The organism is Janthinobacterium sp. EB271-G4-3-2, from assembly GCF_020858035.1.
Lineage (GTDB): Bacteria > Pseudomonadota > Gammaproteobacteria > Burkholderiales > Burkholderiaceae_D > Janthinobacterium > Janthinobacterium aestuarii.
This window is the reverse complement of the sequence record NZ_JACYMG010000004.1, coordinates 215,715-241,589: the sequence shown is the minus strand read 5'-3', so window position 1 is coordinate 241,589 and position 25,875 is coordinate 215,715. Positions and strand designations below refer to the sequence as shown.

Annotated in this window: 25 protein-coding genes; 11 read left to right on the top strand and 14 right to left on the bottom strand. The window is 64.0% G+C overall.

Translation table 11 applies throughout. From position 1 onward, the window contains the following. Positions 1-15 precede the first annotated feature (15 nt). Together IGS55_RS11350 and IGS55_RS11345 are read right to left on the bottom strand one after the other, a co-directional pair. On the bottom strand, positions 16-798 hold the full coding sequence (locus IGS55_RS11350) for a LytR/AlgR family response regulator transcription factor (RefSeq protein ID WP_230516956.1): 783 nt from the start codon (positions 796-798) through the stop codon (positions 16-18). Further along, entirely contained in the window at positions 785-2,050 is a 1,266-nt protein-coding gene (locus tag IGS55_RS11345; RefSeq protein ID WP_230516955.1) for a histidine kinase, read from the bottom strand. The genes IGS55_RS11350 and IGS55_RS11345 overlap by 14 nt, the downstream gene beginning before the upstream one ends. Positions 2,051-2,334: 284 nt before the next feature. Between IGS55_RS11345 and IGS55_RS11340 the strand changes: the two genes are divergently transcribed. Next, positions 2,335-2,760 carry an organic hydroperoxide resistance protein gene (locus IGS55_RS11340; RefSeq protein WP_034752862.1) on the top strand — a complete coding sequence of 142 codons (426 nt, stop codon included), beginning with the start codon at positions 2,335-2,337 and terminating at the stop codon, positions 2,758-2,760. Between the two features lie 62 nt (positions 2,761-2,822). Here the strand turns inward: IGS55_RS11340 and IGS55_RS11335 are convergent, their stop codons facing one another. Next, the gene (locus tag IGS55_RS11335; RefSeq protein WP_230516954.1) at positions 2,823-3,656 is read right to left on the bottom strand and encodes a type 1 glutamine amidotransferase domain-containing protein; all 834 of its coding nucleotides are present in this window, start codon (positions 3,654-3,656) and stop codon (positions 2,823-2,825) included. Between the two features lie 108 nt (positions 3,657-3,764). On the opposite strand from IGS55_RS11335, the gene IGS55_RS11330 reads away from it, so the two are divergent. From IGS55_RS11330 to IGS55_RS11320, 3 genes are read left to right on the top strand one after another with little or no spacing between them, the layout of a single operon-like run. Further along, positions 3,765-4,673: a LysR family transcriptional regulator gene (locus tag IGS55_RS11330; protein WP_230516953.1), complete on the top strand. Its 909-nt coding sequence runs from the start codon at positions 3,765-3,767 to the stop codon at positions 4,671-4,673. A 39-nt stretch (positions 4,674-4,712) separates the two neighbouring features. Then, the gene (locus IGS55_RS11325; protein WP_230516952.1) at positions 4,713-5,183 is read left to right on the top strand and encodes a GNAT family N-acetyltransferase; all 471 of its coding nucleotides are present in this window, start codon (positions 4,713-4,715) and stop codon (positions 5,181-5,183) included. Beyond that, a complete protein-coding gene (locus IGS55_RS11320; protein WP_128140774.1) occupies positions 5,180-5,857 on the top strand; it encodes a diphthine--ammonia ligase in 678 nt (225 codons plus the stop codon). The genes IGS55_RS11325 and IGS55_RS11320 overlap by 4 nt, the downstream gene beginning before the upstream one ends. A gap of 65 nt (positions 5,858-5,922) precedes the next feature. Here the strand turns inward: IGS55_RS11320 and IGS55_RS11315 are convergent, their stop codons facing one another. Together IGS55_RS11315 and IGS55_RS11310 are read right to left on the bottom strand one after the other, a co-directional pair. Then, the gene (locus IGS55_RS11315) at positions 5,923-6,384 is read right to left on the bottom strand and encodes an FKBP-type peptidyl-prolyl cis-trans isomerase (protein ID WP_230516951.1); all 462 of its coding nucleotides are present in this window, start codon (positions 6,382-6,384) and stop codon (positions 5,923-5,925) included. A gap of 174 nt (positions 6,385-6,558) precedes the next feature. Continuing rightward, positions 6,559-8,436 carry a potassium transporter Kup gene (locus IGS55_RS11310; protein ID WP_230516950.1) on the bottom strand — a complete coding sequence of 626 codons (1,878 nt, stop codon included), beginning with the start codon at positions 8,434-8,436 and terminating at the stop codon, positions 6,559-6,561. Between the two features lie 238 nt (positions 8,437-8,674). On the opposite strand from IGS55_RS11310, the gene rarD reads away from it, so the two are divergent. Next, complete coding sequence (gene rarD / locus IGS55_RS11305) at positions 8,675-9,559, top strand: EamA family transporter RarD (RefSeq protein ID WP_230516949.1); 885 nt, start codon at positions 8,675-8,677, stop codon at positions 9,557-9,559. Between the two features lie 87 nt (positions 9,560-9,646). Further along, the gene (gene ettA, locus IGS55_RS11300; RefSeq protein WP_034752850.1) at positions 9,647-11,314 is read left to right on the top strand and encodes an energy-dependent translational throttle protein EttA; all 1,668 of its coding nucleotides are present in this window, start codon (positions 9,647-9,649) and stop codon (positions 11,312-11,314) included. 70 nt (positions 11,315-11,384) lie between these two features. Here the strand turns inward: ettA and IGS55_RS11295 are convergent, their stop codons facing one another. Next, on the bottom strand, positions 11,385-11,966 hold the full coding sequence (locus IGS55_RS11295; protein WP_070218982.1) for a porin family protein: 582 nt from the start codon (positions 11,964-11,966) through the stop codon (positions 11,385-11,387). A gap of 236 nt (positions 11,967-12,202) precedes the next feature. Here IGS55_RS11295 and IGS55_RS11290 point away from each other — a divergent pair, with 236 nt between their 5' ends. Beyond that, entirely contained in the window at positions 12,203-12,784 is a 582-nt protein-coding gene (locus IGS55_RS11290) for a molybdopterin-dependent oxidoreductase (RefSeq protein WP_230516948.1), read from the top strand. Between the two features lie 15 nt (positions 12,785-12,799). Here the strand turns inward: IGS55_RS11290 and IGS55_RS11285 are convergent, their stop codons facing one another. Beyond that, complete coding sequence (locus IGS55_RS11285; protein WP_230516947.1) at positions 12,800-13,162, bottom strand: hypothetical protein; 363 nt, start codon at positions 13,160-13,162, stop codon at positions 12,800-12,802. Between the two features lie 265 nt (positions 13,163-13,427). Between IGS55_RS11285 and IGS55_RS11280 the strand changes: the two genes are divergently transcribed. After that, positions 13,428-14,882 carry a sensor domain-containing diguanylate cyclase gene (locus IGS55_RS11280; protein WP_230516946.1) on the top strand — a complete coding sequence of 485 codons (1,455 nt, stop codon included), beginning with the start codon at positions 13,428-13,430 and terminating at the stop codon, positions 14,880-14,882. Between the two features lies 1 nt (position 14,883). Here the strand turns inward: IGS55_RS11280 and IGS55_RS11275 are convergent, their stop codons facing one another. From IGS55_RS11275 to IGS55_RS11245, 7 genes are all read right to left on the bottom strand, one after another. Beyond that, positions 14,884-15,711, bottom strand: a complete 828-nt coding sequence (locus IGS55_RS11275) for a Rossmann-like and DUF2520 domain-containing protein (RefSeq protein WP_230516945.1) — start codon at positions 15,709-15,711, stop codon at positions 14,884-14,886. Positions 15,712-15,720: 9 nt separating this feature from the next. Further along, entirely contained in the window at positions 15,721-16,308 is a 588-nt protein-coding gene (locus IGS55_RS11270; protein WP_230516944.1) for a DUF924 family protein, read from the bottom strand. A gap of 22 nt (positions 16,309-16,330) precedes the next feature. Next, positions 16,331-17,071 (bottom strand): MgtC/SapB family protein, encoded by a 741-nt coding sequence (locus tag IGS55_RS11265; RefSeq protein WP_092713279.1) that lies wholly within the window; start codon positions 17,069-17,071, stop codon positions 16,331-16,333. Beyond that, entirely contained in the window at positions 17,072-17,320 is a 249-nt protein-coding gene (locus tag IGS55_RS11260; protein WP_034752831.1) for a hypothetical protein, read from the bottom strand. It abuts the gene before it with no gap. After that, a complete protein-coding gene (locus IGS55_RS11255; protein WP_230516943.1) occupies positions 17,320-19,131 on the bottom strand; it encodes an aminopeptidase P family protein in 1,812 nt (603 codons plus the stop codon). The genes IGS55_RS11260 and IGS55_RS11255 overlap by 1 nt, the downstream gene beginning before the upstream one ends. 64 nt (positions 19,132-19,195) lie before the next feature. Continuing rightward, positions 19,196-21,247: a DUF4132 domain-containing protein gene (locus IGS55_RS11250; protein ID WP_230516942.1), complete on the bottom strand. Its 2,052-nt coding sequence runs from the start codon at positions 21,245-21,247 to the stop codon at positions 19,196-19,198. Then, complete coding sequence (locus IGS55_RS11245) at positions 21,234-21,932, bottom strand: Crp/Fnr family transcriptional regulator (RefSeq protein WP_070289386.1); 699 nt, start codon at positions 21,930-21,932, stop codon at positions 21,234-21,236. The genes IGS55_RS11250 and IGS55_RS11245 overlap by 14 nt, the downstream gene beginning before the upstream one ends. 180 nt (positions 21,933-22,112) lie before the next feature. Between IGS55_RS11245 and IGS55_RS11240 the strand changes: the two genes are divergently transcribed. From IGS55_RS11240 to IGS55_RS11230, 3 genes are read left to right on the top strand one after another with little or no spacing between them, the layout of a single operon-like run. Continuing rightward, positions 22,113-24,044, top strand: coding sequence for an AMP-binding protein (locus IGS55_RS11240; protein WP_230516941.1), 1,932 nt, complete (start codon positions 22,113-22,115; stop codon positions 24,042-24,044). Between the two features lie 14 nt (positions 24,045-24,058). Further along, complete coding sequence (locus tag IGS55_RS11235; RefSeq protein ID WP_230516940.1) at positions 24,059-24,874, top strand: ABC transporter ATP-binding protein; 816 nt, start codon at positions 24,059-24,061, stop codon at positions 24,872-24,874. A 25-nt stretch (positions 24,875-24,899) separates the two neighbouring features. Next, positions 24,900-25,796, top strand: coding sequence for a branched-chain amino acid ABC transporter permease (locus IGS55_RS11230; protein WP_175444594.1), 897 nt, complete (start codon positions 24,900-24,902; stop codon positions 25,794-25,796). Positions 25,797-25,875: the final 79 nt, after the last annotated feature.

Below are 25,875 nucleotides of genomic sequence, written 5' to 3'. Positions count from 1 at the left end.
CCGGCTTTAACTAAGCTACATATTTCGGAACAAGGCCATGAACGGCTGGCTCACGGCCAGCGTTTCCGGCCGCGTCTTCAGGCGCAAGGCGCCACGGCCCACCTCGTCACGCGTGACGGAGGCCACCATCTTCATGTTGACGATGGTGGAACGGTGGATCTGCTTGAAGATGGCTGGGTCGAGCACGTCGAGCAGTTCGCGGATCGGCTTGCGCAGCAGCGCCTCGCCGTCCGCCGTCATGACGGCCGTGTACTTGGTGTCGGACTGAAAATAGGCGATGTCTTCCACCATGATCAGCCGCGTATCCTTGCCGCTGCTGGCCGTCAGCCACACCAGCGGCGGCGACTTGGCCGCCGCCGGCAAGGCGCTGCTCAATTGCTGCAGCAGGCCGGCCAGCGCGCCGTCGCCCGCCCGGGCCTTGCCGGCCCGCGCCCGCACGCGCTGCAGGGTCGCTTGCAGGCGCTCGCGGGCGATCGGTTTCAATACATAATCGACGGCGCCCTTGTCGAAGGCATCGATCGCGTACTGGTCGTAGGCCGTGACGAACACCACCTGCGTGGCGGGACTCGCTTCGAGCGCGCCGGCCGCCACTTCCAGCCCCGTCAGGCCCGGCATGCGGATATCGAGGAAGGCGACGTCGGGCTTGCGCGTGGCGATGGCCTCGAGCGCCGTGCCGCCGTCGTCGCAGGCGGCGACGATGCGCAGTGCCGGCCACTCTTCGGCCAGCAGCGCCACGAGCGCGTCGCGCAGCAGGGTTTCGTCCTCGGCAATGACGCAGGTCATCTCAGGCGGATGCATACGACACTCCTTGCGCCGTACTGTCCGGCACCGTGATGGTGGCTGTCACGCCATCGGGGAAATTGGCGACGATGGCAAACGCGGCGGCATTGCCGTAGGTCAGGCGCAGGCGTTCGCGCACATTGCGCAGGCCGATGCCCGTGCCGGCGCCGTCGTCGCTGAAACCCTTGCCGTCGTCGGCCACCGTGACGATCACCGTGCCATTGCCGCTGCGCGCCATGATCCAGATGGTGCCGCCGCCGCTTTTCGGCTCCAGCCCATGCTTGATGGCGTTTTCCACCAGGGTTTGCAGCATCATCGGCGGCAGTTCCACCTGGCGCAGGTATTGCGGCACTTCGATCTGCAGGTTCAAACGCCCGCCCATGCGGATTTTCAAAATATCGAGGTAGGCGCGCGCCCGTTCCAGCTCCGTGCCCAGGGTCGACATGGCTTGCTCCGTGCGCGGCAGCGAGTGGCGCAGGTACAGGATCAGATTGCCCAGCATTTCGTCGGCGCGCACGGGGTCGCTGCGCGTGAGCAGCTGCGCGCTGGCCAGGGTGTTGTACAGGAAGTGCGGCTCGACCTGCGCATGCAGCAGGCTCAGCTTGGCCACCGTGAGTTCCTTTTCCGTCACCGTCTGACGCGCCTCGGCCTGCTCGCCGCGCCGGCGCTGCGCCACGCGGCGCGTCAACGCCCGCGTCACCGCTTCCGCGTTTTCCAGGTTGCTGCCATGGTCGACGAGGAACCAGTCGGTCCAGGCGTTGCGCGCCGGCTCGCAGATCAGGGTCACGCTGCCCGCCTCGCCATTCGGCGTGACGGTGGCGAGGATCTGGTTCGGCCGCGGCTCGAGGAAACCGAGCACGCGCATGCGGGGCAAGCCCGTGTGCGTGTACGGCGCGGCACGGCGCACTCTAGCTTGCACCTGCAGGCTGTCGCGCGCGCTTTCGACCACTTCGCTGCCCGGCAATTCGCGGATGGCCGCGTCGATCATGTCGAACGTTTCGCCCGCTTCGAACGGAATCTCGATCTGGCGCCGCTGGCGGCTCGACAGGGTGCCGGCATTGACGGCGCCGGCGATCAGGCGCACGCGCCGCACGTGCGAAAACGCATTCGTGATGACGGCGCTGGCCAGCAGCGCGCCGACGATGACAAAGAAGCCTTCCGTATTCCCGAAGATATAGCGCAGGAAGTTCTCGACCAAGATCGCCGTGGCGATGATGTAAGTGAGCATCGTGGCCACGGTGATGCGCAGGATAAAGAAGAGGCTAGTCATGATTTTTCCTTGGGGTGTGAAGTGGGCCAAGCATAACCATCGGCCCCGGCGGCGGTGGCCATTATGCGATGGAAGCCAGGTAGTGGCGACAAAGGCTGCAAAATAAAGCATCAATCCGCGTCACTTCAAAATAAAATCGCTTGCAATTAAATAGTACACGATATATATTGTGTACATGGATGCCGGCAAGTGCTTCTGCAGACGGAGATCCTGGGGCGAGAGCCCACGAAACAAGTAGCACACTATTTAGTAGTCACCTATTTATCTACCTAAAGGAAACCATCATGTCGATCAAACAAGTCCTGTACCGCGCTCAAGCCACCGCCACCGGAGGCCGCGAAGGCCGCGCCGTGTCGTCCGACAACGTGTTGGACGTCAAGCTGACCACGCCAAAAGAACTGGGCGGCAATGGCGCCGTCGGCACCAACCCGGAGCAACTGTTCGCCGCCGGCTACTCGGCCTGCTTCATCGGCGCCATGAAATTCGTCGGCGGCCGCGACAAGATCGCCGTGCCAGCGGATCTGTCCATCGAAGGCAACGTCGGCATCGGCGCCATCGAAACGGGCTTCGGCATCGAAGTGGAACTGAAAATCTCGCTGCCAGGCATGGAACGCGCCGCCGCCGAAGCACTGGTCGCCGCCGCCCACATTGTCTGCCCGTACTCGAACGCCACGCGCGGCAACATCGACGTCACCCTGACGATCGTGTAATCCCCGCCGCATGCACTCTACCTCCCCGGACACGCCGCTTGGCGCCGCCGGGGATTTTTGCTTTAGCGCAGCGCCTGCAGCAGCTTGTCCGCCAGGGCCGGCGCCGAGGCGGGATTCTGTCCCGTGATCAGTTCGCGGTCGACCACGACGTTGCTGGTCCACGGCGCCTGGTTCTGCACATATTGCGCGCCGGCCGCCTGCAAGCCCGACTGCGGATAGAACTTCATCGTCCCGCCCTTCAGCGCGCCTTGCGCCGCCAGTTCTTCCTGATTGCTGATCACCGTCATGCGGTAGCCGCTGTAGATCCAGTCCGCCGGCTTGGCAGGCGTGCGTCCCGCTTCCAGCGCGGCCGCAAACGCTGCCGCCTGCGGCAAGGCCGACAGCAGGGCGATGGGGCCATGGCACAGCAGCGCCGTCGGCTTGCCATCCGCGTGGAACTGGCGCAGCAAGGCGCCCAGGCTGGCATCCTTCAACAGATCCTGCATCGGCGCGTGGCCGCCCGGCACCAGCACGGCCGCGTAGTGGCCATAACCGATCTGTTCCACGCGCTTCAGGCTGATCACGGGCGAGCGGCCCGGTACCGTCAGCGCCAGCTGGTCCAGCAGCGCCTTGTGCGCCGCGTGCGCGGCGGCGTCGCCGCCAAAGTAATCGACCGTATCCGAGCTGGCGTCCAGGGTGGGCGCCTGGCCCTGCGGCGTGGCGAACGTCACCGTGTGGCCCGCGTCGAGCAGCTTTTTCACGGGCTGCATCAATTCATTCAGATAAAAACCCGTCGAAAAGACCTTGCCATCGCGCAGCTCGAGGTGATTGGCGTCCGACAGCACGACGAGGACCTCGGCCGCCTGGGCGGTGGAAAAGGCGGCGAGCAACAGGCTGCTGATCAGTAATTTTTTCATGGTGTGGCCTTTCTGTAGAGAGGTCACCAGCATATTCCGAATCAAAATACGGAAAAATGATGAATAATGCACGGCACTGATGCGCAATACGACTGAATAAGGCAACACATGGATAAATTGCAGGCGATGCAGCTGTTTCGCCGCGTGGCCGAGCTGGGCAGCTTTCGCCGCGCCGCCGATGAACTGGACCTGTCGGCGTCATATGTGAGCCGGCGCATCGGCCAGCTGGAGCAGGAACTGGGCGGGCGCCTGATGACGCGCACCACGCGCCAGCTGGCCCTGACGGAAACGGGCGCCGCCTACCTCGAGCACTGCCGCAAGCTGCTCGACGAGCTGGCGCAGGCGGAAGACATGGTGGCACACTCGACGGCGCACGTGACGGGCCGCCTGCGCATCAACGCGCCGCTGACCTTGGGCGTGGGCGAGCTGGCCGAGGGCCTGGCCGATTTCATGGCCGACTGGCCCGCGCTGCGCCTGGACGTCGACCTGAAGGATGAATACGTCGACCTGGCGGCCGCCAACTACGACCTGGGCTTTCGCGTCACCACCGCGCTCACCGATTCGAGCTACGTGGCGCGCCATATCCACGACTACCGCCTGCACATCTGCTGCGCGCCCGCCTACCTGGCACGCCACGGCCCCTTGCGGGAAGCCACGGACCTGACGCGCCAGCGCTGCTTCATCTACAGCCACGCCCTGTTCGGCAGCCGCTGGCCGCTGCGCCATGCGGGACCGCACAGCGACATCGAAGTGCCGAACTGGGTCCGCACGAACAACACGCTGTTCATGCGCAGCCTGATCCTGCGCGGCCTGGGCATCGGCATCCTGCCCACCTTTGTCTGCCGCGAGGAACTGGCCAGCGGCGCCCTGGTCGAGCTGTTTCCGGACATCGAGCGGCCCAGCCTGGCGCTGTTCGCCATCTATCCGTCGCGCCAGCTGGTCGCGCCCCGCGTGACGCGCTGCATCGAGCACCTGAAGCGGTGGTATGCGCAGCGCTATCCCACGCCGGGGGCGTGAAGCCGGTAAAATCACGCCACTCTCAATCAAGGATGACCCATGATCAGCTGGCAATGGAACACGTTCGACGAACTCGGCCCCCACGATTTGTACCAGGTGCTGGCCTTGCGCCAGCGCGTGTTCGTCATCGAACAGCAGTGCATTTACCCGGACCTGGACGGCCATGACCAGCAAGCCATGCATTTGCTGGGCTGGCAAACGGTCGATGGCCAGCGCCGGCTGGCCGCCTACCTGCGCGTGCTGGCACCGGGCGCCAAGTACGTGGAAATGTCGCTGGGCCGCGTGCTGACGGCGCCCGAGGCGCGCACCACGGGCGCCGGCAAACAGCTATTAACGGAAGGCATCGCCCGCGCCGAACGCCAACACCCCGGCCACGCCATCCGCATCGGCGCACAGCAGTACCTGGAGCGCTTCTATCAATCCTTCGGCTTTGTCACCGTCAGCGCGCCGTACGACGAAGACGGCATACAGCACGTCGACATGCTGCGCGCGGTGGAGCAAGCGGCATGACGACGGCCCTGATTTCCTGGAGCGGCGGCAAGGATTCCTGCCTGGCCCTGTGGCGCGCGCGCAACGCCGGCATGGACGTGCCGCTGCTGATCACGGCCATGGATGAAGATGGCCGCAAGTCGCGCTCGCACGGCGTGCCGCCCGAGCTGCTCGCCGCGCAGGCGGCCAGCCTGGGCGCGCGCCTGCAGCGCTATCACGCCAGCTGGGCCAGCTACGAAGAGCAATTCATCGCCATGCTGCGCGCGGCAAAGGCCGAGGGCATCGATCACGCCCTGTTTGGCGACATCGACCTGCAGCCGCACCGCGACTGGGAAGAAAAAGTCTGCGCGGTCGCCGGCCTGACGGCGCACCTGCCCCTGTGGGGCGGGGATCGCCGCGCGCTGGTCGACGAATTTCTCGCCGCCGGCTTCAAGGCCATCGTCGTGTGCATCAATGGCCAGCACCTGCCGCGCGCATTTTGCGGGCGCGAGTTCGATGCCTCCTTCCTGGCCGACCTGCCGCCCGGCGTCGATGCCTGCGGCGAAAACGGCGAATTCCACACCTTCGTCTACGACGGGCCCGCCTTCAGCGCACCGGTGGCGCTGCGCCGCACGCAAGTGCTGCAATATGACGCGCCGGCCAAGCTGGGAGGCGCCACGTATTACTTCCAAGAACTGGCTCCGCCCGAGGCGTAAAGGGCCGCCAAAGCAAAAAGGGCGATTCCGTGGAATCGCCCTTGTATTTGCTGCCCTGCGCGTGCTTACTTTTTCGTCACGCTCACCAGCTTGATCTCGAACAGCAAGCCGGCATAGCCAGGAATCTTCGGCGGGCTGCCCGCCTTGCCATAACCGAGGTCATACGGAATGGCCAGCACGCGCGTGCCGCCAACCTTCATGCCGACCAGGCCGCGGTCCCAACCCAGGATGACCTGGCCGATACCGAGAGGGAAACTCAAACCGGCGCCAGTCTGGTTCGCATCGAATTGCACGCCCTTGTTGCCCGGCTTGCTTGCGTCGTACAGCCAGCCCGTGTAAGTCACCAGCAGGGTATCGCCCGCTGCCGCTGCCGTACCGGTGCCGACCACCGGATCGGTAATGGTCAGTTCTTTCACTTGCGTATTCGGGTCGAGCACGACCGGCTTCTCGGTGTTGGCAGCAGCACCGCAAGCGGTCAGGGCCACGGCACAAGCGAGGGTGGCGATCATTTGAAATACCGATTTCATGGTTTCCCTTTAAATATTGGTGTGTGGCTGAGCTGAGGCCCGTACGGTGCGGACCGGTGCGAGCAGCAGTTTAACAGGAGTCGCGCAGCCAATTTGTAAGCAGACGTAAGCGCGGCGGAAGATTACGCAACAATACAACATTGCCAAAATAACCACTCCGCCGCATTGTCACGTCTAGATTTCCACCTGCGTGCCCAGTTCGATCACCCGGTTGCTCGGGATCTGATAGTAGTCGGCCGCCGTGCGCGCATTGCGCGACATGGTGACGAACAGATGCTCGCGCCACGGCATCATGCCGGCGCCCGGCGTCGAAATGATGGTCTGGCGCGCAATGAAGAACGACGTTTCCATCATCTCGAAATCCAGCCCCTGCTGCGCGCACTGCGCCAGCGCGGACGGAATGTCCGGTTCATCCTTGAAGCCGTAATGCACATTGACCTGGTAACACTGGTGGCCCAGGTCCACCACGCGCACGCGCTCCGATGGCGCCACCCACGGTTCTTCATGCATGAAGACGGTGAGGAAAATGACGCGCTCATGCAACACCTTGTTGTGGAGCAAGTTATGCAGCAGCGCATGCGGCACGCCATCCGTTTCGCCGCGCAGGAAGATGGCCGTGCCCGGCACGCGCAGCGGCGGCGCGATGAACAGCGACGAAAGGAAATCGTCGAGCGGGATCGCATGCTTTTCCAGGTTCTGGAACACCAGCTGGCGGCCCCGCTTCCAGGTCAGCATGACGATGAACAAAATCGAGCCCAGCAGCAGCGGGAACCAGCCGCCATGGAACAGTTTCAGGGCAGTCGCCGACACCAGGTTGACGTCGATAATCAGGAAAAAGCCCGTGGCGGCCCAGCACAGGGCCAGGTTCATCTTCCAGCGGTAGCGGATGACGAAGAACGTCAGGATCGTGGTCGACAGCATGGTGGCCGTCACGGCGATACCGTAGGCGGCGGCCAGGTTTTCCGACGAGCCGAAGCCGACGACGGCCAGCAGCACCACGGCCAGCTGCAGCCAGTTCACGGCGGGGATGTAGATCTGCCCGATTTCGCTTTCCGATGTATGGCGCACGCGCATGCGCGGCAAGAAGCCCAGCGCGATCGCCTGCTTGGTCATCGAGAAGGTGCCGGAAATGGTCGCCTGCGAGGCGATCACGGTGGCCATGGTCGACAGGATCACCAGCGGGTACACGCTCCACGCGCCCAGCTGCTGGTAAAACGGATTCGTGACGGCTTCCGGATGCGCGAGCAGCAAGCCGCCCTGCCCCAGGTAGTTCAGCGCCAGCGCGGGAAAGGCGATCAGGAACCAGGCCAGGCGGATCGGCTTCTTGCCGAAGTGGCCCATGTCGGCGTACAGCGCCTCGGCGCCCGTCAGCGCCAGCACCACGGCGCCCAGGGCAACGAAGGCAACGAAGCCGTTATTCATCAGGAAGGTCGCCGCGTGCAGGGGATTGAGCGCGGCCAGGATGGCTGGCGACTTGATGATGTTGACCACGCCCATGCCGGCCAGCGCGGCAAACCACAGCACCATGACGGGGGCAAAATAGCGGCCGATGCCGGCCGTGCCGTGCGATTGCACCGAATACAGCGCCACCAGCACGACGATCGTCAGCGGTACGACATACGGACTGAAGGCGGGCGTGGCCACTTCCAGGCCTTCGATGGCCGACAGCACGGAAATGGCCGGCGTGATCACGCTGTCGCCATAGAACAGGGTGGCGCCGAAGACGCCGATCACCATCAGCGGGAAATGCCAGCGCGACAGGCGGCTGACGGACGACAGCACCAGTGCCATCAGGGCCATGATGCCGCCCTCGCCGCGGTTATCGGCGCGCAACACCAGGGTCACGTACTTGAGCGAGACGATCAGGGTCAGGCCCCAGAAGATCAGCGAGACGATGCCCAGCAAGTTCTCGGGCGACAGCATCAGGCCGTGGGCCGGGTCGAAGACGGTCTTCAAGGTGTACAGCGGACTGGTGCCGATATCGCCGTAAACGATGCCGACGGCCGCCAAGGTCAGGCCAGCCAGGCCGCTTTTTTTATGTTCCGACGTCAAGATTGCACCCGTTTTTGTTTTGTTGCATCGCACAATATGATAGGTATTAGCAAATAGCAAGAGTATTTTTGCATGGTTCCGCAGCTGCCCCAAAGTCGTGGTTTTGTGCCGCTCCGCCTTGCTGCGCGGGCTTGCGGCCATTGATTTGTTGCCATTCTACGCCTCGCCAGCGGCGCCGGGCAGCCCCCGATGTTTTCAGCCATAATGACAGACTGTCTACTCTCCTGCGAAGCCCATCATGAATCCAGGCATGTTGTACGCCTCCCTCGCCTTCCTGTGCTGGGGCCTGTTCCCCCTGTACTTTCATGCCATCGGCGAGATCGCGCCGCAGGAAATCCTCGCGCACCGCATGGTCTGGTCGCTATTGTTCCTCGGTATCGTGCTGACCGTGCGCCGGCAGTGGAGCTGGCTGGGCAGCCTGAAAGCGCAGCCCAGGGTCGTGGCCAGCTTCGTGGCCAGTGCGTTTTTGCTCTCGGCCAACTGGTTCATCTATATCTGGGCCGTCAACAACGGCCACGTGGTCGACGCCAGCCTCGGCTATTTCATTACGCCCCTGATCAATGTCATGCTGGGCTTTTTGCTGCTGCACGAACGCCTGCGCCGCCTGCAGTGGCTGGCCATCGGCCTGGCCGCCTGCGGCGTGGCCTGGCTCACCTGGCAGGCGGGGCAAGTGCCCTGGATCGCCCTGCTGCTGGCGGCCACCTTCGGCGGCTATGGCTTGCTGCGCAAAACGGCCGCGCTGGGCGCGCTGGAAGGCCTGTCGTTCGAAACATTGATTCTGTTCCCCCTGGCGCTGGCCTACATGCTGTGGCTGGCCTGGCATGGCCAGAGCGGCTTCGTCAATACAGATTCCACCGCCACGCGCGCGCTGCTGCTGGCGTCCGGCCCCATCACGGCCATTCCCCTGCTGCTGTTTGCCGCCGGCGCGCGCCGCCTGCCGCTGGCCGTGCTGGGGCTATTGCAATACATCGCGCCCACGGGCCAGCTCCTGATCGGCGTATGGGTCTTCCATGAGTCGTTCACGCCCGAGCGCATGCTGGGCTTCCTCGTCATCTGGACGGCGCTGGGCCTGTATGCGGCCGAAGGCCTGTGGAGCAGCCGCCGCGCGCGCGTGGCTGCCTGACCGGCCCGTTCCGGCAGCGCACAGCGCTGGCCGGAAGCGGGCGTTTACCGTATCCTGTCCGTCTTTGTATATCACCCGAGATTTCTAATGGCAAATTACGTCTACACCATGAATCGCGTGGGCAAAATCGTCCCGCCCAAGCGCCAGATTCTGAAAGATATTTCCCTCTCCTTCTTCCCAGGCGCGAAGATCGGCGTGCTGGGCCTGAACGGCTCCGGCAAATCGACCCTGCTGAAAATCATGGCAGGCATCGACACCGACATCCAGGGCGAAGCCGTGCCGATGCCGGGCCTGAACATCGGCTACCTGCCGCAGGAACCGCAGCTGGACCCGGCAAAAACCGTGCGCCAGGAAGTGGAATCGGGCCTGGGCGAAGTATTTGAAGCGCAAGCCAAGCTGGAAGCCGTGTACGCCGCGTATGCCGAGGAAGACGCCGATTTCGACGCCCTGGCCACGGAACAGGCACGCCTGGAAGCGATCATCTCGACTTCCGACGGCGGCAATTTGAATCTGCAGCTGGAAATGGCCGCCGACGCGCTGCGCCTGCCGCCATGGGACGCCACCATCGGCGTGCTGTCCGGTGGTGAAAAGCGCCGCGTGGCGCTGTGCAAGCTGCTGCTGTCCAAGCCCGACATGCTGCTGCTCGACGAGCCGACCAACCATCTGGATGCGGAATCGGTCGACTGGCTGGAACAATTCCTGCTGCGCTTCCCCGGCACCGTGGTGGCCATCACCCATGACCGCTACTTCCTCGACAACGCGGCAGAGTGGATTCTGGAGCTGGACCGCGGCCACGGCATTCCATGGAAGGGTAACTACTCGACCTGGCTGGACCAGAAGCAAGCCCGCCTGAAGCAGGAAGAGGCGACGGAATCGGCGCGCCAGAAAGCGCTGCAGAAGGAATTGGAATGGTCGCGCCAGAACCCGAAAGCGCGCCAGGCCAAGTCGAAAGCCCGTCTGGCCCGCTTCAACGAGCTGTCCGAGCACGAATACCAGAAGCGCAACGAAACGCAGGAGATCTTCATTCCCGTGGCAGAACGCCTGGGCAATGAAGTCATCGAGTTCAAGAACGTATCGAAAGCGTTTGGCGACCGCCTGCTGATCGATAACCTGAGTTTTACCGTGCCGCCAGGCGCCATCGTCGGCATCATCGGCCCCAACGGCGCCGGCAAGTCGACCCTGTTCAAGATGATCACCGGCAAGGAAACGCCGGACAGCGGCGAAGTGGCCATCGGCCAGACGGCGCGCGTATCCATCGTCGACCAGAACCGCGATAGTCTCGCTGACAACAAATCCGTGTTCGAGGACGTATCCGGCGGCGCCGACATGCTGACGGTGGGCCGCTTCGAAATGCCGTCGCGCGCCTACCTGGGCCGCTTCAACTTCAAGGGCTCGGACCAGCAAAAGCAAGTGGGCAACCTGTCCGGCGGTGAACGCGGCCGTCTGCACCTGGCGAAAACCCTCTTAATGGGCGGCAACGTCCTGCTGCTCGATGAACCGTCGAACGATCTGGACGTGGAAACCTTGCGCGCGCTGGAAGACGCCCTGCTGGAATTTGCCGGCAGCGTCATGGTCATTTCCCATGACCGCTGGTTCCTCGACCGTATCGCCACGCACATCCTGGCGTTCGAAGGCAACTCGCAAGTCACCTTCTTCGACGGCAACTATCAAGAGTACGAAGCCGACAAGAAGAAACGCCTGGGCGAAGAAGGCGCGAAACCAAAACGTATCCGCTACAAGCCTTTGACCACGTAATTTCGGTCTGGCCATGCAAAAAGGCAGTTACCTCGGTAACTGCCTTTTTTTTCAGCAAACTTCCAGGTGATTAGAAGTTGTAGCGTGCGCCTAAAGCGAGCCCCGTAGCCTTGCGGCCCTGGTCGGCGCTCTTGCCGAAGTGTTCCACTTCCGCCGTCAGCGAGACTTTCTCGTTGATCGCGTACTGGGCGCCGACGGACGCGTACACGCCCGTCTTGTCGTTGCCGCTAATGCCGGTCGACAGGCCCGTGCCGCTCAGGCTATTCTTGACCTTGGCCACGCCCAGCTTGCCGAACACGCCGACCTTGTCGCTCACGGGCATGGTGGCCTTGCCTGCCAGGTAGTAACCGTGCGAATCGCTTTTCACGGAACCGTTGCCGGCGCCGGTGACATAGCTGTAATCCTTGCTGCCGAAATCGGCATAACCGCCCTCGACCGCCCAGGTTTTATCGAAATCGTAACCGGCGAAGATCTTGGCGCCGGCCTTGTAGCCGCTGTGATTATCGGCGCTGGTGGCGCCAGGAATATCGAAGTTATAGCGGTTGCCCGTGACGCCGGCACCCACATAGGCGCCCTCGGCGTGTGCGGCGCTCATGCCGGTCAGTGCGGTAACGGAAGCGATCATTGCAAACAGGATTTTCTTCTTCATCATGTTCTCTCTCTCAATTGGTGAATGTTCCTAGATTCATGCTTGGATTCGCAGTTCAGCGAAGTGCGATGAGGACACAATAACAGCCGAAAAAAGCTACGTCTTTCACCATTCCGTAAGAACTGTGACAAGATGTAAGTCGAGATTCCAAACTGACAATAACCGTAAAATGCGCACTGTTGAGCGAACTTAAGATAGACTTAAGAACATTATCGATTTTCAGTCAACAGGAGAGGTGCATGCATAAACGCCAGTTTCTCGCCGCCGCCATGGCGGGCGCGGCCCTGCCCACCGTCGCCAGGGCGGCACCCGCCGGCCTGCGCGGTCCGGCCTTGCTGACCGTCACGGGCAGCATCGACAAGCCGAACCGGGGTCCGTTCGACGCCGTGCGCGACCAGATGATGCACAAGCAAAAGATCAGTTTTGAGCGGGCGCGGGCATTCGACTTTGCGGCGCTGGCGAACTTGCCGGCGCGCACGATCCACCCCACCCTGGAATACGACGGCAAGGCGCATGCCTTGCGCGGGCCGTTGCTGGTCGATCTATTGAAGGCGGCGGGCGCGCCCGAGGAGGGTGAGATCCGCTTGCTGCTGCGCGCCGTCGATGGCTATGCGGCGGCGCTGACCATGGCGCAGGCGCGCGCCCAGCGTTTTATTGTCGCCACCCACCTGGACGGGCAAGCGATGGCGCTGGGCGGACTGGGGCCGCTATGGGCGATCCATGACGCGGACCGCATCGCGGCCGTGGCGGCCCTGCCCCTGGCCGAACGTTTTGCCAGCTGCCCGTGGGCGCTGTATCACATCGGCGTGGAGGCGGGTTGAAGCGGTTGCGGCAGATTAAGCGTAGGCTTCGGCCATCGACATCACGCGTGGCGTAATAACGATGCCATGCTCCTCGAACAGGGCCGTGATGGCCGCCAGGTTCTGCGTGCACTCCTCGGTCTTCCAGCCCTTGAAGATGTCCGTGCCATCCTTCTGGAAATGCAGGTCCAGCACTTTGCCGCCATCCTTGTGCAGGTAGGGCGAACTATAGGTGTTCTCGAAACCGAGCGCCTTCAATTGCCCCAGCAAGGCTGATGGTGGATGGTCGGGATCGGTGGCGAGAAAAATACCGAAGGTCTTGCCAGGCGGCTTGGCGGCGATGTCGACCTCGTAGATACCAGGGGCCTTGCTGACGGACGTACTCTTTAAAAATAACATGCAACACTCCCTGCGCGTAATATCCTGCGCCTGAAACGGGCGGCAAGACAGGGGCGGTGCGCAATGATTCCCCTCGTCAAATCTTATTGCTAATTGGCATCTTTGTCGACAAATCGGCACTTTTATTTGGTAAGTCGTGGTTATCTTGTCGCGTTCGCCAGGGTAAATTATCAATAAAACCAGTTATCATTGCGCCAATACCCGCCCTGCTGCATACTTTTGGCTTGCGTCACGATAGCCTTCCCGCCGGCCACTCCCCGTCTCCATGCGTCTTCTGTCGATCAAGTACCGCCTGCTCATCCTCCTGACCCTGATCCTGGGGGCGGGCTTCATGGCGACCAGCCTGGCCAGCTACCTGGCCTCGCGCCAGGCCATCGAACACGGCATCGCCGACCAGACCTTGCCGCTGACGGGCGACAACATTTACTCGGAAATCCAGAAGGACATGCTGCGCCCTGTCTTCATTTCCTCGCTGATGGCGCACGACACCTTCGTGCGCGACTGGATACTGGCGGGCGAAAACAAGCCGGAGCAGATCGTGCGCTACCTGGCCGAGGTCAAGAAGAAGTACGGCGCCATCACCAGCTTTCTCGTCACGGACAAGAGCAGCAAATATTACTATGCGGAAGGCATCTTGAAATCCGTCAGCCCGCAGGCGACGCGCGACATCTGGTACTACCGCGTGCGCGCCATGGACAAGACCGAGTATGAAACGAATGTCGACATCGACATGGCCAACCGCGACAGCATGACCATCTTCATCAACCACCGCGTGGTTGACTACGACGGCCAGTTCATCGGCGCCACCGGCATCGGCCTGACCCTGGACACCATGAGCCACATCATCGACCGCTACCAGGCGCGCTTCCACCGCAACATTTATTTTGTCGATGCCGCCGGCACCCTGGTATTGGCGGGCAAGACCATGCGCAACGGGCGCGGCAACATCCGCAGCCTGCCCGGCGTGAACGCCATTGCCGAGCAGATCATCAACCACCGGAGCGAACCGACGCATCTGTCGTACCAGCTGGGCCGTGCGGAAATCCTCGTCAATTCGCGCTTCATTCCCGAACTGGGCTGGTACCTGGTGGTCGAGCAGAATGTCAGCGACGAAGTCCAGTCGCTGCAGCGCGTGTTCATCTTCAACCTGGCCATCAGCTTTGGCGTGACCGTGCTGGTCCTGCTGCTGACCTTGCTGACGGTGAACCGCTACCAGCGCCGCATCGAGCGTATCGCCTCGACGGACGCGCTGACCGGATTATTGAACCGCCAATCGCTGGAATTGCTGTTCCAGCGCGCGATATTATTGTCCAAGCGTAACGAGCAGCCGATGTCGGCCATCCTCTTCGACATCGATTTCTTCAAGCGCGTCAACGATACCCACGGCCACCTGTGGGGCGACAAGGTCATCCGTGGCGTGGCCGACGTGGCGCGCGCCACCGTGCGTGAAAGCGACGTCATCACGCGCTGGGGCGGCGAGGAATACCTGGTACTGCTGAATAACTGCAGCCTGGCGCAAGCGGCGGAAGTGGCGGAAAACCTGCGCGCCGCCATCGAAGGCCACGATTTCGGCCTGCCCGCGCCGCAGCTACCCGTGACGATCAGCCTGGGCGTGGCCGAGTACCGGCCAGAGGAAAGCGAATCGGCCTTCTTTTCACGTGCCGACAGCGCGCTGTACCAGGCCAAGCATCACGGCCGCAACGGCGTGCACGCGGCCTGAGTCATCCGCCGCGCTTGCGCCTGGCCAGCTCCTGCGTGGGCGCCACCAGCGCGCGGTACAGCTCGCCCGTGGCGGCATCCCAGCTTTGCACGGCCAGCTGCTGGCGTTGCACGGTGGCCGAATCGCCGCGTGCGATGGGGCCGGACAGCGCCGGCGCGGCGCCCAGACGGAATACATTGGCCACCGCTTCCGTCACCAGCGGCAGCGCCAGTTCGCGCGCCACCGGCTCGGGAATGCCGGCCGCCTGATACGCGCGCAAGGCCGCGTCGAGCACCGTCACCAGGTAATTGCTGGCGAAGACGGCGGCGGCGTGATACAGGGTCTTGGCGGCCGGATCGATGGGCACGGGGCGCGCGCCGATGGCATTCAAGGCGGGCGTGAGGAAGGCCAGCGCCAGCGGGTCACCTTCCACGCCGCAAAACGTGCCATCGAAGGTGGCGGCCACCTGTGCCGGGTCGGCAAAGCTGCGGATCGGGTGGGCGCTGGCGACAAACGCGCCGGCCTGCGTGGCCGCCAGCAGCACGTTCGAGGCCAGCGCGCCGCTGCAGTGAAACACGATGGCGCCCGCCTGGCGTCCCTCGGCCACCAGCGCCGCGCAGGCCGGGCCGATCTGGTCGTCCGAGACGGCCAGCATGGTGACGTCGGCGTGGCGCAAGGCCGCATAGCTGTCGACGGGCGTGCCGGCGCCGATGAAAGCCACGGCCGCCTGCGCCGAGGCCATCGACCGTGTCAGCACATCCTGCACCACGATTCCTTCCACGTCCGCGAACAGGCGGCCCAGCACCTTGCCCACATGGCCGGCGCCGATCATATTCAAAGTCACGTTCATGGCGATTATCTAGAAACTCGATCCCGGCTGGCGCAAAAATTCCAGCTCTTGCGGCGTGGACGCGCGGCCGAGGATGGCGTTACGGTGCGGGAAGCGGCCAAAGCGGGCGATCACTTCCTGGTGGCGCTCGGCGTAGTCGAGCATGCCGTCAAAACCGGGCTGCGCCTGCGACAGCAGCTGGAACAGCTCGACGGCGCGCGCCTGCATGGCCCGGTCTTCCGCGTGTTCGAACGGCAGGTAGGCAAAAGCGCGCAGCATCGGCGGCAGTTGTCCATCCTGCCCCGCTTGCGTCAAGGCGATGGCCTGCGCCAGCGCCCGCGCATCACCGGCAAAGGCGCGCGGCGTGCCGCGGTACACATTGCGCGTAAACTGGTCGAGCACGATGAGGCGCGCCAGCGCGCCGTGCGGCGTCGCATCCCATTCGCGCAAGCCGCCGTCGATGGCGGCATCGATCAGCGCGCCGAAACGCGCGCGTATCTGCGCGTCGAAAGCATCATCCTTGCGGAACCACTCCGCGCGCGACTGGCCGTAGTCGGGGTTATCCGGCGGCAGGAACCAGAAATCGAGTACCTCTTGGGCCTGTGCATCCATATCCATGTCCATCCTCTCGGCATCCAGATCAATTGCGGGCATGCGACAGCTGGAAGCCGGCGATGCCTTCGAAGGCGGCCAGTTCGGCCGACATGGCCGACAGGCTGGCGCCCGTGTTCTTGCCATGCGCGATGGCGACAAAGCGCCATTCCTGCATGCCGTCGTTGCTGCCGATGGTCAGCGAGCCGCCGGCGATGTCGTAGCCGCGCTTGGCGGCCATACGCCGCAGCGCATCTTCGCGGGGAATGAACCCCTGCTTGAAGCGCATGGTGATGGCCACCGCGTGGCGCGACGGCAGCCAGTTCTCCAATTTTGACAGAAAAATCATCGCCATCGCGCACAAAAAGGCCAGGCCCATGGCCGACAGATAAAAGCCGATGCCGACCATGATGCCGATCACGGACGAAGCCCAGATCGAAGCGGCCGTCGTCAGGCCGCTGATATTGAAACCCTCGCGCATGATGACGCCGGCGCCGAGAAAACCCACGCCCGTGACGATGCCCTGGATCACGCGCGTGGGGTCGCTGCCGACGATGGCGCCATGGCCGCCGTACCAGAACTCCGGATAGCCGCCCAGCACCGTCAGCGCGGCCGAGGCCATGCAGACCAGGCTGTAGGTGCGCATGCCCGCCGCGCGCCCGTGATACGAACGCTCGTAGCCCACCAGCAAACCCAGCAGCAGCGCACCGAGCAGGTTCAGCAGGATCACGCCATTCGTCGCCAGCTCGGCCGGCGACCAGTAGGCGCGCAGGAAGTCGATGGTCGGCATTTAGGGCTTTTTCGTCAGCTGCTTTTCAAACGCCACATCGAGCTTGCTGACGCGGCGCGCCTTTTGCGGTCCCAGGCCATTGACGAAGGCGACAAAGGCATCGAGTTCCAGCGGCGGGCACAAGGGCGGCAAGCCGGGACCTTCCGTGAGGAAAAACAGTTCATCGCCCGTGCGCGCCATCGTGTAGAGGCGGTTGCCGGTGCGTTCCTTGAGCCGCTCGATGGCGGACGTGGCGCGGGTCGAGCGCATCAGATGGCTCCCGTGCGCTGTTCCAGCCACGCCAGCGCACCGCCGGCCAAGTGCGGCGCCAGGCGCGCGCGCACGGTGGCGTGATAATCGTTGAGCCAGGCCGCCTCGTCGTCGCGCAACAGCGAGCGTTCCACGCAGCGCGTGTCGATCGGACACAGGGTCAAGGTCTCGAAGCGCAGGAATTCGCCAAACTGCGTCGTCCCTGCGGGTACGTTCAGTACCAGGTTCTCGATGCGGATGCCCCACTGGCCGGGGCGATAAATACCCGGCTCGATGGAAGTGATCATGCCCGCTTCCATGGCCGTCTGCGGCTCCGGCATGGCGGACTGCGAAATCGATTGCGGCCCTTCATGGACGTTGAGGAAAAAGCCCACGCCATGGCCCGTGCCGTGGCCAAAGTCGATGCCTTCGGCCCACAGCGGTGCGCGGGCAATCGAGTCGAGCATGGGCGACTTCACGCCGCGCGGGAACTGCGCGCGCGACAGGGCGATCATGCTGCGCAGGACCAGGGTGAAATCGCGCTTGTGCTCGGCCGTGATCGTGCCGACGGGGACGACGCGCGTGATGTCCGTGGTGCCGCCCCAATACTGGCCGCCCGAGTCGATCAGCAGCAGGCCGTCGCCTTCGATGGTGGCCTCGCTGCCCGCATGGGCGTGGTAATGCATGATGGCGCCATGCGCATTGAAGCCGGCGATGGTGCCGAAGCTGGGGCTGACAAAACCGGCGCGGCGCGCGCGGGCGGCCGTCAGGTGCTCGTCGACGCCGATTTCCGTCAACGGCGCGCGCCGCGGGTCGGCCAGGGTGGCGTCCAGCCAGCTGAAAAACTCGCACAGGGCGGCGCCGTCCTGCTCCATGGCGGCGCGCACATGCGCCGCTTCGCCGTCCGTCTTGCGCGACTTGGCCAGGGTGGTCGGGTTGATGGCTTCCACCACCCGCACGCCCTCGGCCACGGCCTGGCGCGTGCCGAACGTGATGCGGCGCGGATCGAGCAGCAAGGTGGCGCCGGCCGGCAAGGCGCCCAGCGCGGCCGCCGTGCGGTCATACGCGGCCACGTCAACGCCTTCGCTTTCCAGGGTCGCGCGCAGGGCGGCCGGCACTTTGCCGTCGGCGACGAACAGGGTGGCGCGCTCCGGTCCCACCAGCGCATGCGCGAGGAAAACGGGGTTGTAACTGACGTCGGCGCCACGCAGGTTGAACAGATACGCGATGTCGTCGAGCGTGGAAATCACGTGGTGGCTGGCGCCGTGGGCGGCCATGCCGGCGCGCATGGCCGCCAGTTTCTGCGTGCGCGACAGCGACGGATACGCGGCCGCATGCTCAACTACGGGCGCGGCCGGCATGGCCGGGCGATCGGGCCAGACGGCTTGCAGCACGTCGGTGTCCGTGCGCAGGGTCACTTGCCCGCCCAGCGCCTGCTGCAGCAGGCGCGCATTGGCCAGGCCCAGCACGGCGCCGTCGACGGCGACCGTCTGCCCCGGCCGCATGGTCTCGCCCAGCCAGTCGATATACAGCACGCTGGCGCCGGACGGGATTTTTTTGAGGACGATGCCGCTGCCGGCCAGCTCGTCTTCCGCCTGTTCCCAGTAACGGCCATCGGTCCACACACCGGCGACATCCTGCGTCACGACCAGGGTGCCGACGGAACCCGTAAAGCCCGACAGCCACTCGCGGCCCTGCCAGCGCGCCGGCAAGTACTCGGACAAATGCGGGTCGGCCGATGGCACGATCAGGGCATCGATGTGCTGCGCGCGCATGGCGCCGCGCAGCTGCGACAAACGGGAGGCGGGAGTGGATTGGTCTGGTGTCTGCATGGGAGCGAAAATGGAGCTGTACCGGGAAGCGCCTATGATACCGCGATTAGCAGCCGGGCTGTACTCAGTCCAACGCCAGCAGCACCCCGGCGGTAGCGACGATTTTTTCCAGCAGCGCCTCGTCGTAGGGCAGCCAGGGCACGGCGCCCAGCTTGTTCCCCTTCGCTACCACCTCGATCACCGCCTCGGCGCCATCCTGCGTGACCCTGCCGGTGGTCAGGTGGATCGCATGCCGGCCCACCATCAGGTGGCGCGCTTCGAGCGTCATCCGGCCCTCCTCGATCTGGTCCGCGAATACCTGTTCCAGCACGGCGCGCCGCATGCCCGCCATCGGCCCCGGTGCCAGGTTGGCCAGGTAAAACAGGCGCTCTTCGCGCCGCACGCTTTGCTCTTCTTCCAGCAGCGCCAGCGCGCTGGCGCTGACCAGCAGGTCCGCCGCGCGGCACGCTTCCGAATACGCCACCGGCGCCATCGGCGTCAGCTGCACGGGCGCCAGCCCGTTGGACGTGCAGGCGCCGCCCGCGCCTGGATACACGCGTCCCCCGAGGCGCAACAATACGCGCCAGGCGCCGAACTGGCGCGACAAGCCTTCATCGTAATCCAGCCGCCAGCCTTCGCGGCGGGCCAGTCCCAGCAAGGTAGGCAGCGACAACTGATAGCCGGCAAATGCGGCACTGCCGTCGCCGGGCGGTGCATATATTTCACGATACACCTGGCGCAGCGGCTGGCGCAGGCGCCGCCGCGTGACCAGCGCCTGCCAGGCGGCGCGCTGCTCGCCGCTGCCGTGCAGGGGATGCCACAGGCCGATGTCGCCTTGCTCAGGCAATGCCACTGGCTGCCCCTGCGCATCGATGGCCCCGTCGCCATCAAGCATGAAAGCCTGGCCGCCGGCCGTGCGCCAGACCAGCGCGCGCGCCACCGTATCGATATCGGCATCGTCGCGCAAGGCGCGCCATTGGTCCAGGCCAAACCACACCTCGCTGGCGTAGCCCGCTTCCAGGCGGCGCGCCAGCATGGCCTGGCGCCGCTTGCCCATGGGGCCCGGCATGCCGATCCTCCAGGCGATATCGGGCCGTTCGGCCAGCGCCCGTTCGGCCGGTTTCAGATTGCGTTCCAGCTTCTTGCGGATGCCCGCATGGCGCACCTGGGCCAGCGCCGTGCGCAGGGCCAGCAAGCTTTCCGGCGTGGGGATGGTTTCCACCGCATGGCCCAGCGCCATCGCCAGCGATTGCGACGGCGCGCTTTTTGCCGCGCCGGGCGCGACGCAGGCCAAAGGCAGCAAGACGGTGATCACGGGTCGGAACCATCCATCATCGCGATAGGCGGCGACCCGCGCGGCGCGCGCCAGCACCGGCGAGTCTGCCGTGGCAAAGGCGGCATCGGCCGCATACGGCACGCTGCCGTCATGGATGGCGGCGATATGGCGCGCCGCCTGTTCCAGTATCGTGCGCGCAAAGTCCACATACGCCGCATCGTCGGCCAGCACCTCGGCGGGATCCGCCTCGCCGATACTGTTGCGGTTCCAGAAGCTGCTATGGGGCGAACCGGCCAGCGCCAGCAGGGACGCTTGCGCCAGCTGCGGCAGCAGTGCCAATTCCTGCAAGGTCAATGGCATCGGATAACGGGCGTGGCGCTCCTCCATCAGCTGCGCAAATTGCGCAGGGGCGTCGTCGCCGGCAAGGCGCGCCAGCAGCCAGGCCTGGTAGGGCCGCTCGGCCCAGCCCGAGGTTGCGCCGAGAATGCGCCGCGCCTGCGCCGCCGTGCCTGCCGGTGCCTCACCCTGCAGGCAGGCCAGGCAACCGATGACGTATTCCCATTCCCGGTTGTAATCAGCGGCCGCGTCGAGTGCGTCGAGGAACACGGCACCGGTCAGCAACGGCGCCAGTCCAGCCTCGGTCAGCTGTTCCAGCAGCGTATGAGCCAGATTAAACCGCGCGATATCGTCATGGCCGAAGCGCGCCGCGCGGTGCAACGCACCCCAGATGGCGCCCAATTCTTCCGGTGTCCAGTCGCTGAAATCGACCGGCGGCCCCGCGAAACGCGCATGGTCGACGGCAGCGCCCTCGAGGCGCGCGCGCAGCGCTGCGGCACGGCTGGAGATCTCAGTCTCCATCATCGGCCTCGTAGCGGCGCAAGCCTTCCAGGTCCAGCACGCGGATGCCGCCGTAATCGAGGCGCAATAAACCTTTTTTTTCCAGCACCTGCAAGGCCTGGTTGGCGCGCTGGCGCGAGGAACCGGACAGCAGGCCGATTTCTTCCTGCGACAGCTGCACCAGGGTGTCCACGCTCGGGTACAGGTGCGAGTGGAACATCGAGGCCAGGCAGCGCGCCACGCGCGTGTTCAGGTCGAGCAGGCGCTCGTTTTCCATCATGCCGATGAACTGGCCCAGGCGCTCGTTGAGCTGCATCAGCAGGAAGCGCGTGAATGGCAGGCTCGTTTCCAGCAGCCAGTGGAAGGTGGTGGCGGGCAGGCGCGCCACGCGCGTATCGCGCACGGCGATGGTGTCGTATTTGCGCATCTCGCGCTTGAGCAGCGAGCCTTCGCCAAACCAGCTGCCCGGTGACAAGCCCGTAAACGTCATGGCCTTGCCGGAAGCGGAAAAATTATTCATCTTGACCATGCCGCTGATGACGCCGATCCAGTTGTCCACCGGCTCGCCCTTGCGGCAGACAAAGCCGCCTTTCGGCACGAAAGTCTCGAACACATCGGCCTCGACCCGGGCCATTTGCACGGGGTCGAGCAGCTGCGCCCAGTGGGCCGCGCGCACGGCATCCTTGAGGCTGATATCAGGATTGATCATTGTGCGATGCACCATCGAAAAGTGGGTAAATGTCCCCGAAAAGACAACTTGGCAAACTAACGCAAGCTACTATCATTGCACAAACGCCTTACACATAAAAAACACAGAGCGCCATCCAACGAGGTGGGGCCTGAGACAAGCAACAGGGAGACACTGGTGCAAACGAATACCACAGCAGCAATGCCGACTTTTCCGCGGCGCTTATTGCAACACGGGACAGTACGATCCGACAAGCCCGCATTTCGCGAAAAACACCTGGGCATCTGGCAAACCTGGACCTGGTCCGAGGTGAACGAGGAAGTGCGCGCGCTGGCCTGCGGCCTGGCCGCCATCGGCTTCCGGCGCGGCATGAATCTGGCCATCATCGGCGACAACCGTCCCCGCCTGTACTGGGCCATGCTGGCCGCGCAAAGCCTGGGCGGCGTGCCCGTGCCACTCTACCAGGACGCGCCGGCCGCCGACATGGCCTACGTGCTGCAGGATGCGGAAATCCGCTACGCCATCGTCGAAGACCAGGAGCAGGTCGACAAGCTGCTCGAACTCAAGGCCCTGTATCCGCACGTCGCCCACATCGCCTATGACGATGAACGCGGCATGCGCCATTACCGCCAGCCGGAGCTGACGTCCTTTGCCGCCCTGCAGACGCTGGGCCGGGCCTATGACCGCGAACATCCGGGCTTTTTCGACGCCGCCGTGGCAGCGGGCCAAGGCAGCGACTCGGCCGTGATCCTGTACACCTCGGGCACCACGGGCAAACCGAAGGGCGTGTGCCAGAGCCATACGGCGCTGCTGGCAGCCGGCGAAGGCGGCGTCGCCTTCGACAAGCTCACCGACAATGAAGACATCCTGTCCTACCTGCCCATGGCGTGGGTCGGCGACTGCCTGTTCTCGCTGGCGCAGGCCATGGTGGCCGGCTTCACCGTCAACTGCCCCGAATCGGGCGACACGGTGATGATCGACATGCGCGAAATCGGCCCCACCTGCTACTTTGCGCCGCCGCGCGTGTTCGAAAACATGCTCACCAGCGTGATGATACGCATGGAAGACGCGAGCAGCATCAAGCGCCACATGTTCAGCCATTTCATGGACGTGGCCAAGCGCTGCGGCGCGCAGATTTTGGACGGCAAGCCCGTGCCGCTGGCGGATCGCCTCAGCTACAAGCTGGGCGAACTGCTCGTCTACGGCCCCCTGAAAAACGTGCTGGGACTGTCGCGCGTGCGCGTCGCCTACACGGCCGGCGCCGCCATCGGCCCCGACCTGTTCCGCTTCTACCGCTCCATCGGCGTCAACCTCAAGCAGCTGTACGGCTCGACCGAAACCTGCGCCTACGTCTGTCTGCAACCGGACGGCAATATCAAGTTCGACAGCGTCGGCTTGCCCGCGCCGGGCGTGGAAGTCAAGCTGGCGGCCAATGGCGAAGTGCTGGTCAAGTCGCCCGCCACCATGAGCGGCTACTTCAAGCGTCCCGACGCCACGGCCGAAGTGATCGACGATCACGGCTACTTCCATACGGGCGACGCGGGCGTGTTCGACAGCGAAGGCCACCTGAAAATCATCGACCGCGCGGCCGACGTGGGCAAGATGAATTGCGGCGCCATGTTCGCCCCCAACTACATCGAAAACAAGCTCAAGTTCTTCCCCTTCATCAAGGAAGTGGTGGCCTTCGGCCATGCGCGCGACCAGGTCTGCGCCTTCATCAACATCGACATCGAGGCGGTGGGTAACTGGTCCGAGCGGCGCGGCATCGCCTATTCCGGCTACACGGACCTGGCGGCGCGCGCCGAGACCTATGGCTTGATCCGCGACTGCATCGAGCAGGTCAACGCGGAGCTGGCGGCCGACCCGCTGATGGACCGCACGCAGGTGCACCGCTTCCTCGTGCTGCACAAGGAACTCGATCCGGACGACGACGAACTGACGCGCACGCGCAAGGTGCGCCGCAAATTCATCGCCGAAAAGTACGCGGTGCTCATTTCCGCCCTGTATGAGGGCAAGACAACGCAATACATCGAGACCCAGGTGAAATTCGAGGATGGCCGCACCGGTTCGACCAGTGCCGACCTGCAGATCTGGGACAGCAAAACGTACCGGCCCCAGGGCCTGGCCGCATGATGGAGCACAGCACGATGCAAATGAACGAACCCGACGCCCATTTCGGCACGGCCCGCAAGACGGGCCCCGTGATCCTCGACCTGAAGAATATCTCGCTGTCGTTCGGCGGCGTGAAAGCGCTGACCGACATCTCGTTCGACGTGAAGCAGCATGAAATCCGCGCCATCATCGGCCCGAACGGCGCGGGCAAAAGCTCGATGCTGAACGTGATCAATGGCGTGTACCGCCCGCAGCAGGGCGAGATCATCTACCGCAGCGAACACCGGCGCGGCATGGATTGCTACGCGGCCGCCAAGTCCGGCATCGCGCGCACCTTCCAGAACATCGCCCTGTTCAAGGGCATGACGGTACTCGACAACATCATGACGGGGCGTAACCTCAAAATGAAGTCGAATTTCCTGCTGCAAGCCCTGTACTGGGGCCCGGCGCGGCGCGAGGAAATCGAGCATCGCAAGAAGGCCGAGGAGATCATCGACTTCCTGGAAATCCAGGCCATCCGCAAGACGCCCGTGGGGCGCCTGCCCTACGGCCTGCAAAAGCGGGTGGAGCTGGGCCGCGCGCTGGTGGCCGAACCGGAAATCCTGCTGCTGGATGAACCGATGGCCGGCATGAACGTGGAAGAAAAGCAGGACATGTGCCGCTTCATCCTCGACGTCAACGACCAGCTGGGCACGACCATTGTGCTGATCGAGCACGACATGGGCGTGGTGATGGATATCTCCGACCGCGTGGTGGTGCTCGATTACGGCAAGAAGATCGGCGACGGCACGCCTGACGAGGTGCGCAGCAACCAGGATGTCATCAACGCGTATTTGGGTGTCGCGCACTAGCTCCAGACAAGGAATAGCAATGAATATCAATTTTTTCTTTGAAGTGCTGATCGGCGGCCTGCTGTCGGGCGTCATGTACGCGCTGGTGGCGATCGGCTTCGTCCTGATCTACAAGGCGTCGGGCGTGTTCAATTTTGCGCAGGGAGCGATGGTGTTTTTCGCCGCCCTCACCTGCGTCGGCATCATGGACAAGTTCGGCCTGTCGCTGTGGCTGGCCATCCCGCTGACGATGGTAACGATGATCGTGCTGGGCATGGCGATTGAAAAAGTCGTCTTGCGCCCCCTCGTCAACCAGCCGGAAATCACGCTCTTCATGGCCACCATCGGCCTGACCTTCTTCATCGAAGGCCTGGCGCAGCTGATGTGGGGCTCGCAGGTGCACAAGCTGGACCTGCCCATCGAAGACGTGCCGATGCCCTTCCTGATGGACCATTTCAACATCATCATCTCGCAGTTCGACGTGGTGGCGGCCGGCATCTGCGCGCTGCTGGTGATCTGCCTGGCCTTGCTCTTCTCGAAAACCAAGGTGGGCCGCGCCCTGCGCGCCGTCGCCGACGACCATCAGGCGGCGCTGGCCGTGGGTATTCCGCTGCAGCGCATCTGGGCCGTCGTGTGGGGCGTGGCGGGCCTGGTGGCGATGGTGGCCGGCTTGCTGTGGGGCGCGCGCAACGGGGTGCAGTTCGCCCTCACCTTCATCGCCTTGAAAGCGCTGCCGGTGCTGATCCTCGGCGGCTTTACGTCGGTGCCCGGTGCCATCGTCGGCGGCCTGATCATCGGCGCGTCGGAAAAGCTGGCCGAAGTCTACCTCGGTCCCATGGTGGGCGGCGGCATCGAAGGCTGGTTCCCGTATGTGCTGGCCCTGCTGTTCCTGCTGGTGCGTCCGGAAGGCTTGTTCGGCGAGAAAATCATCCGACGAATATAACGCCACCGTCACAGCACCGTAGGTCGGGTTAGCGCATGGCGCGTAACCCGACAACAGCCAAAACAGCGAGCAAAGGACC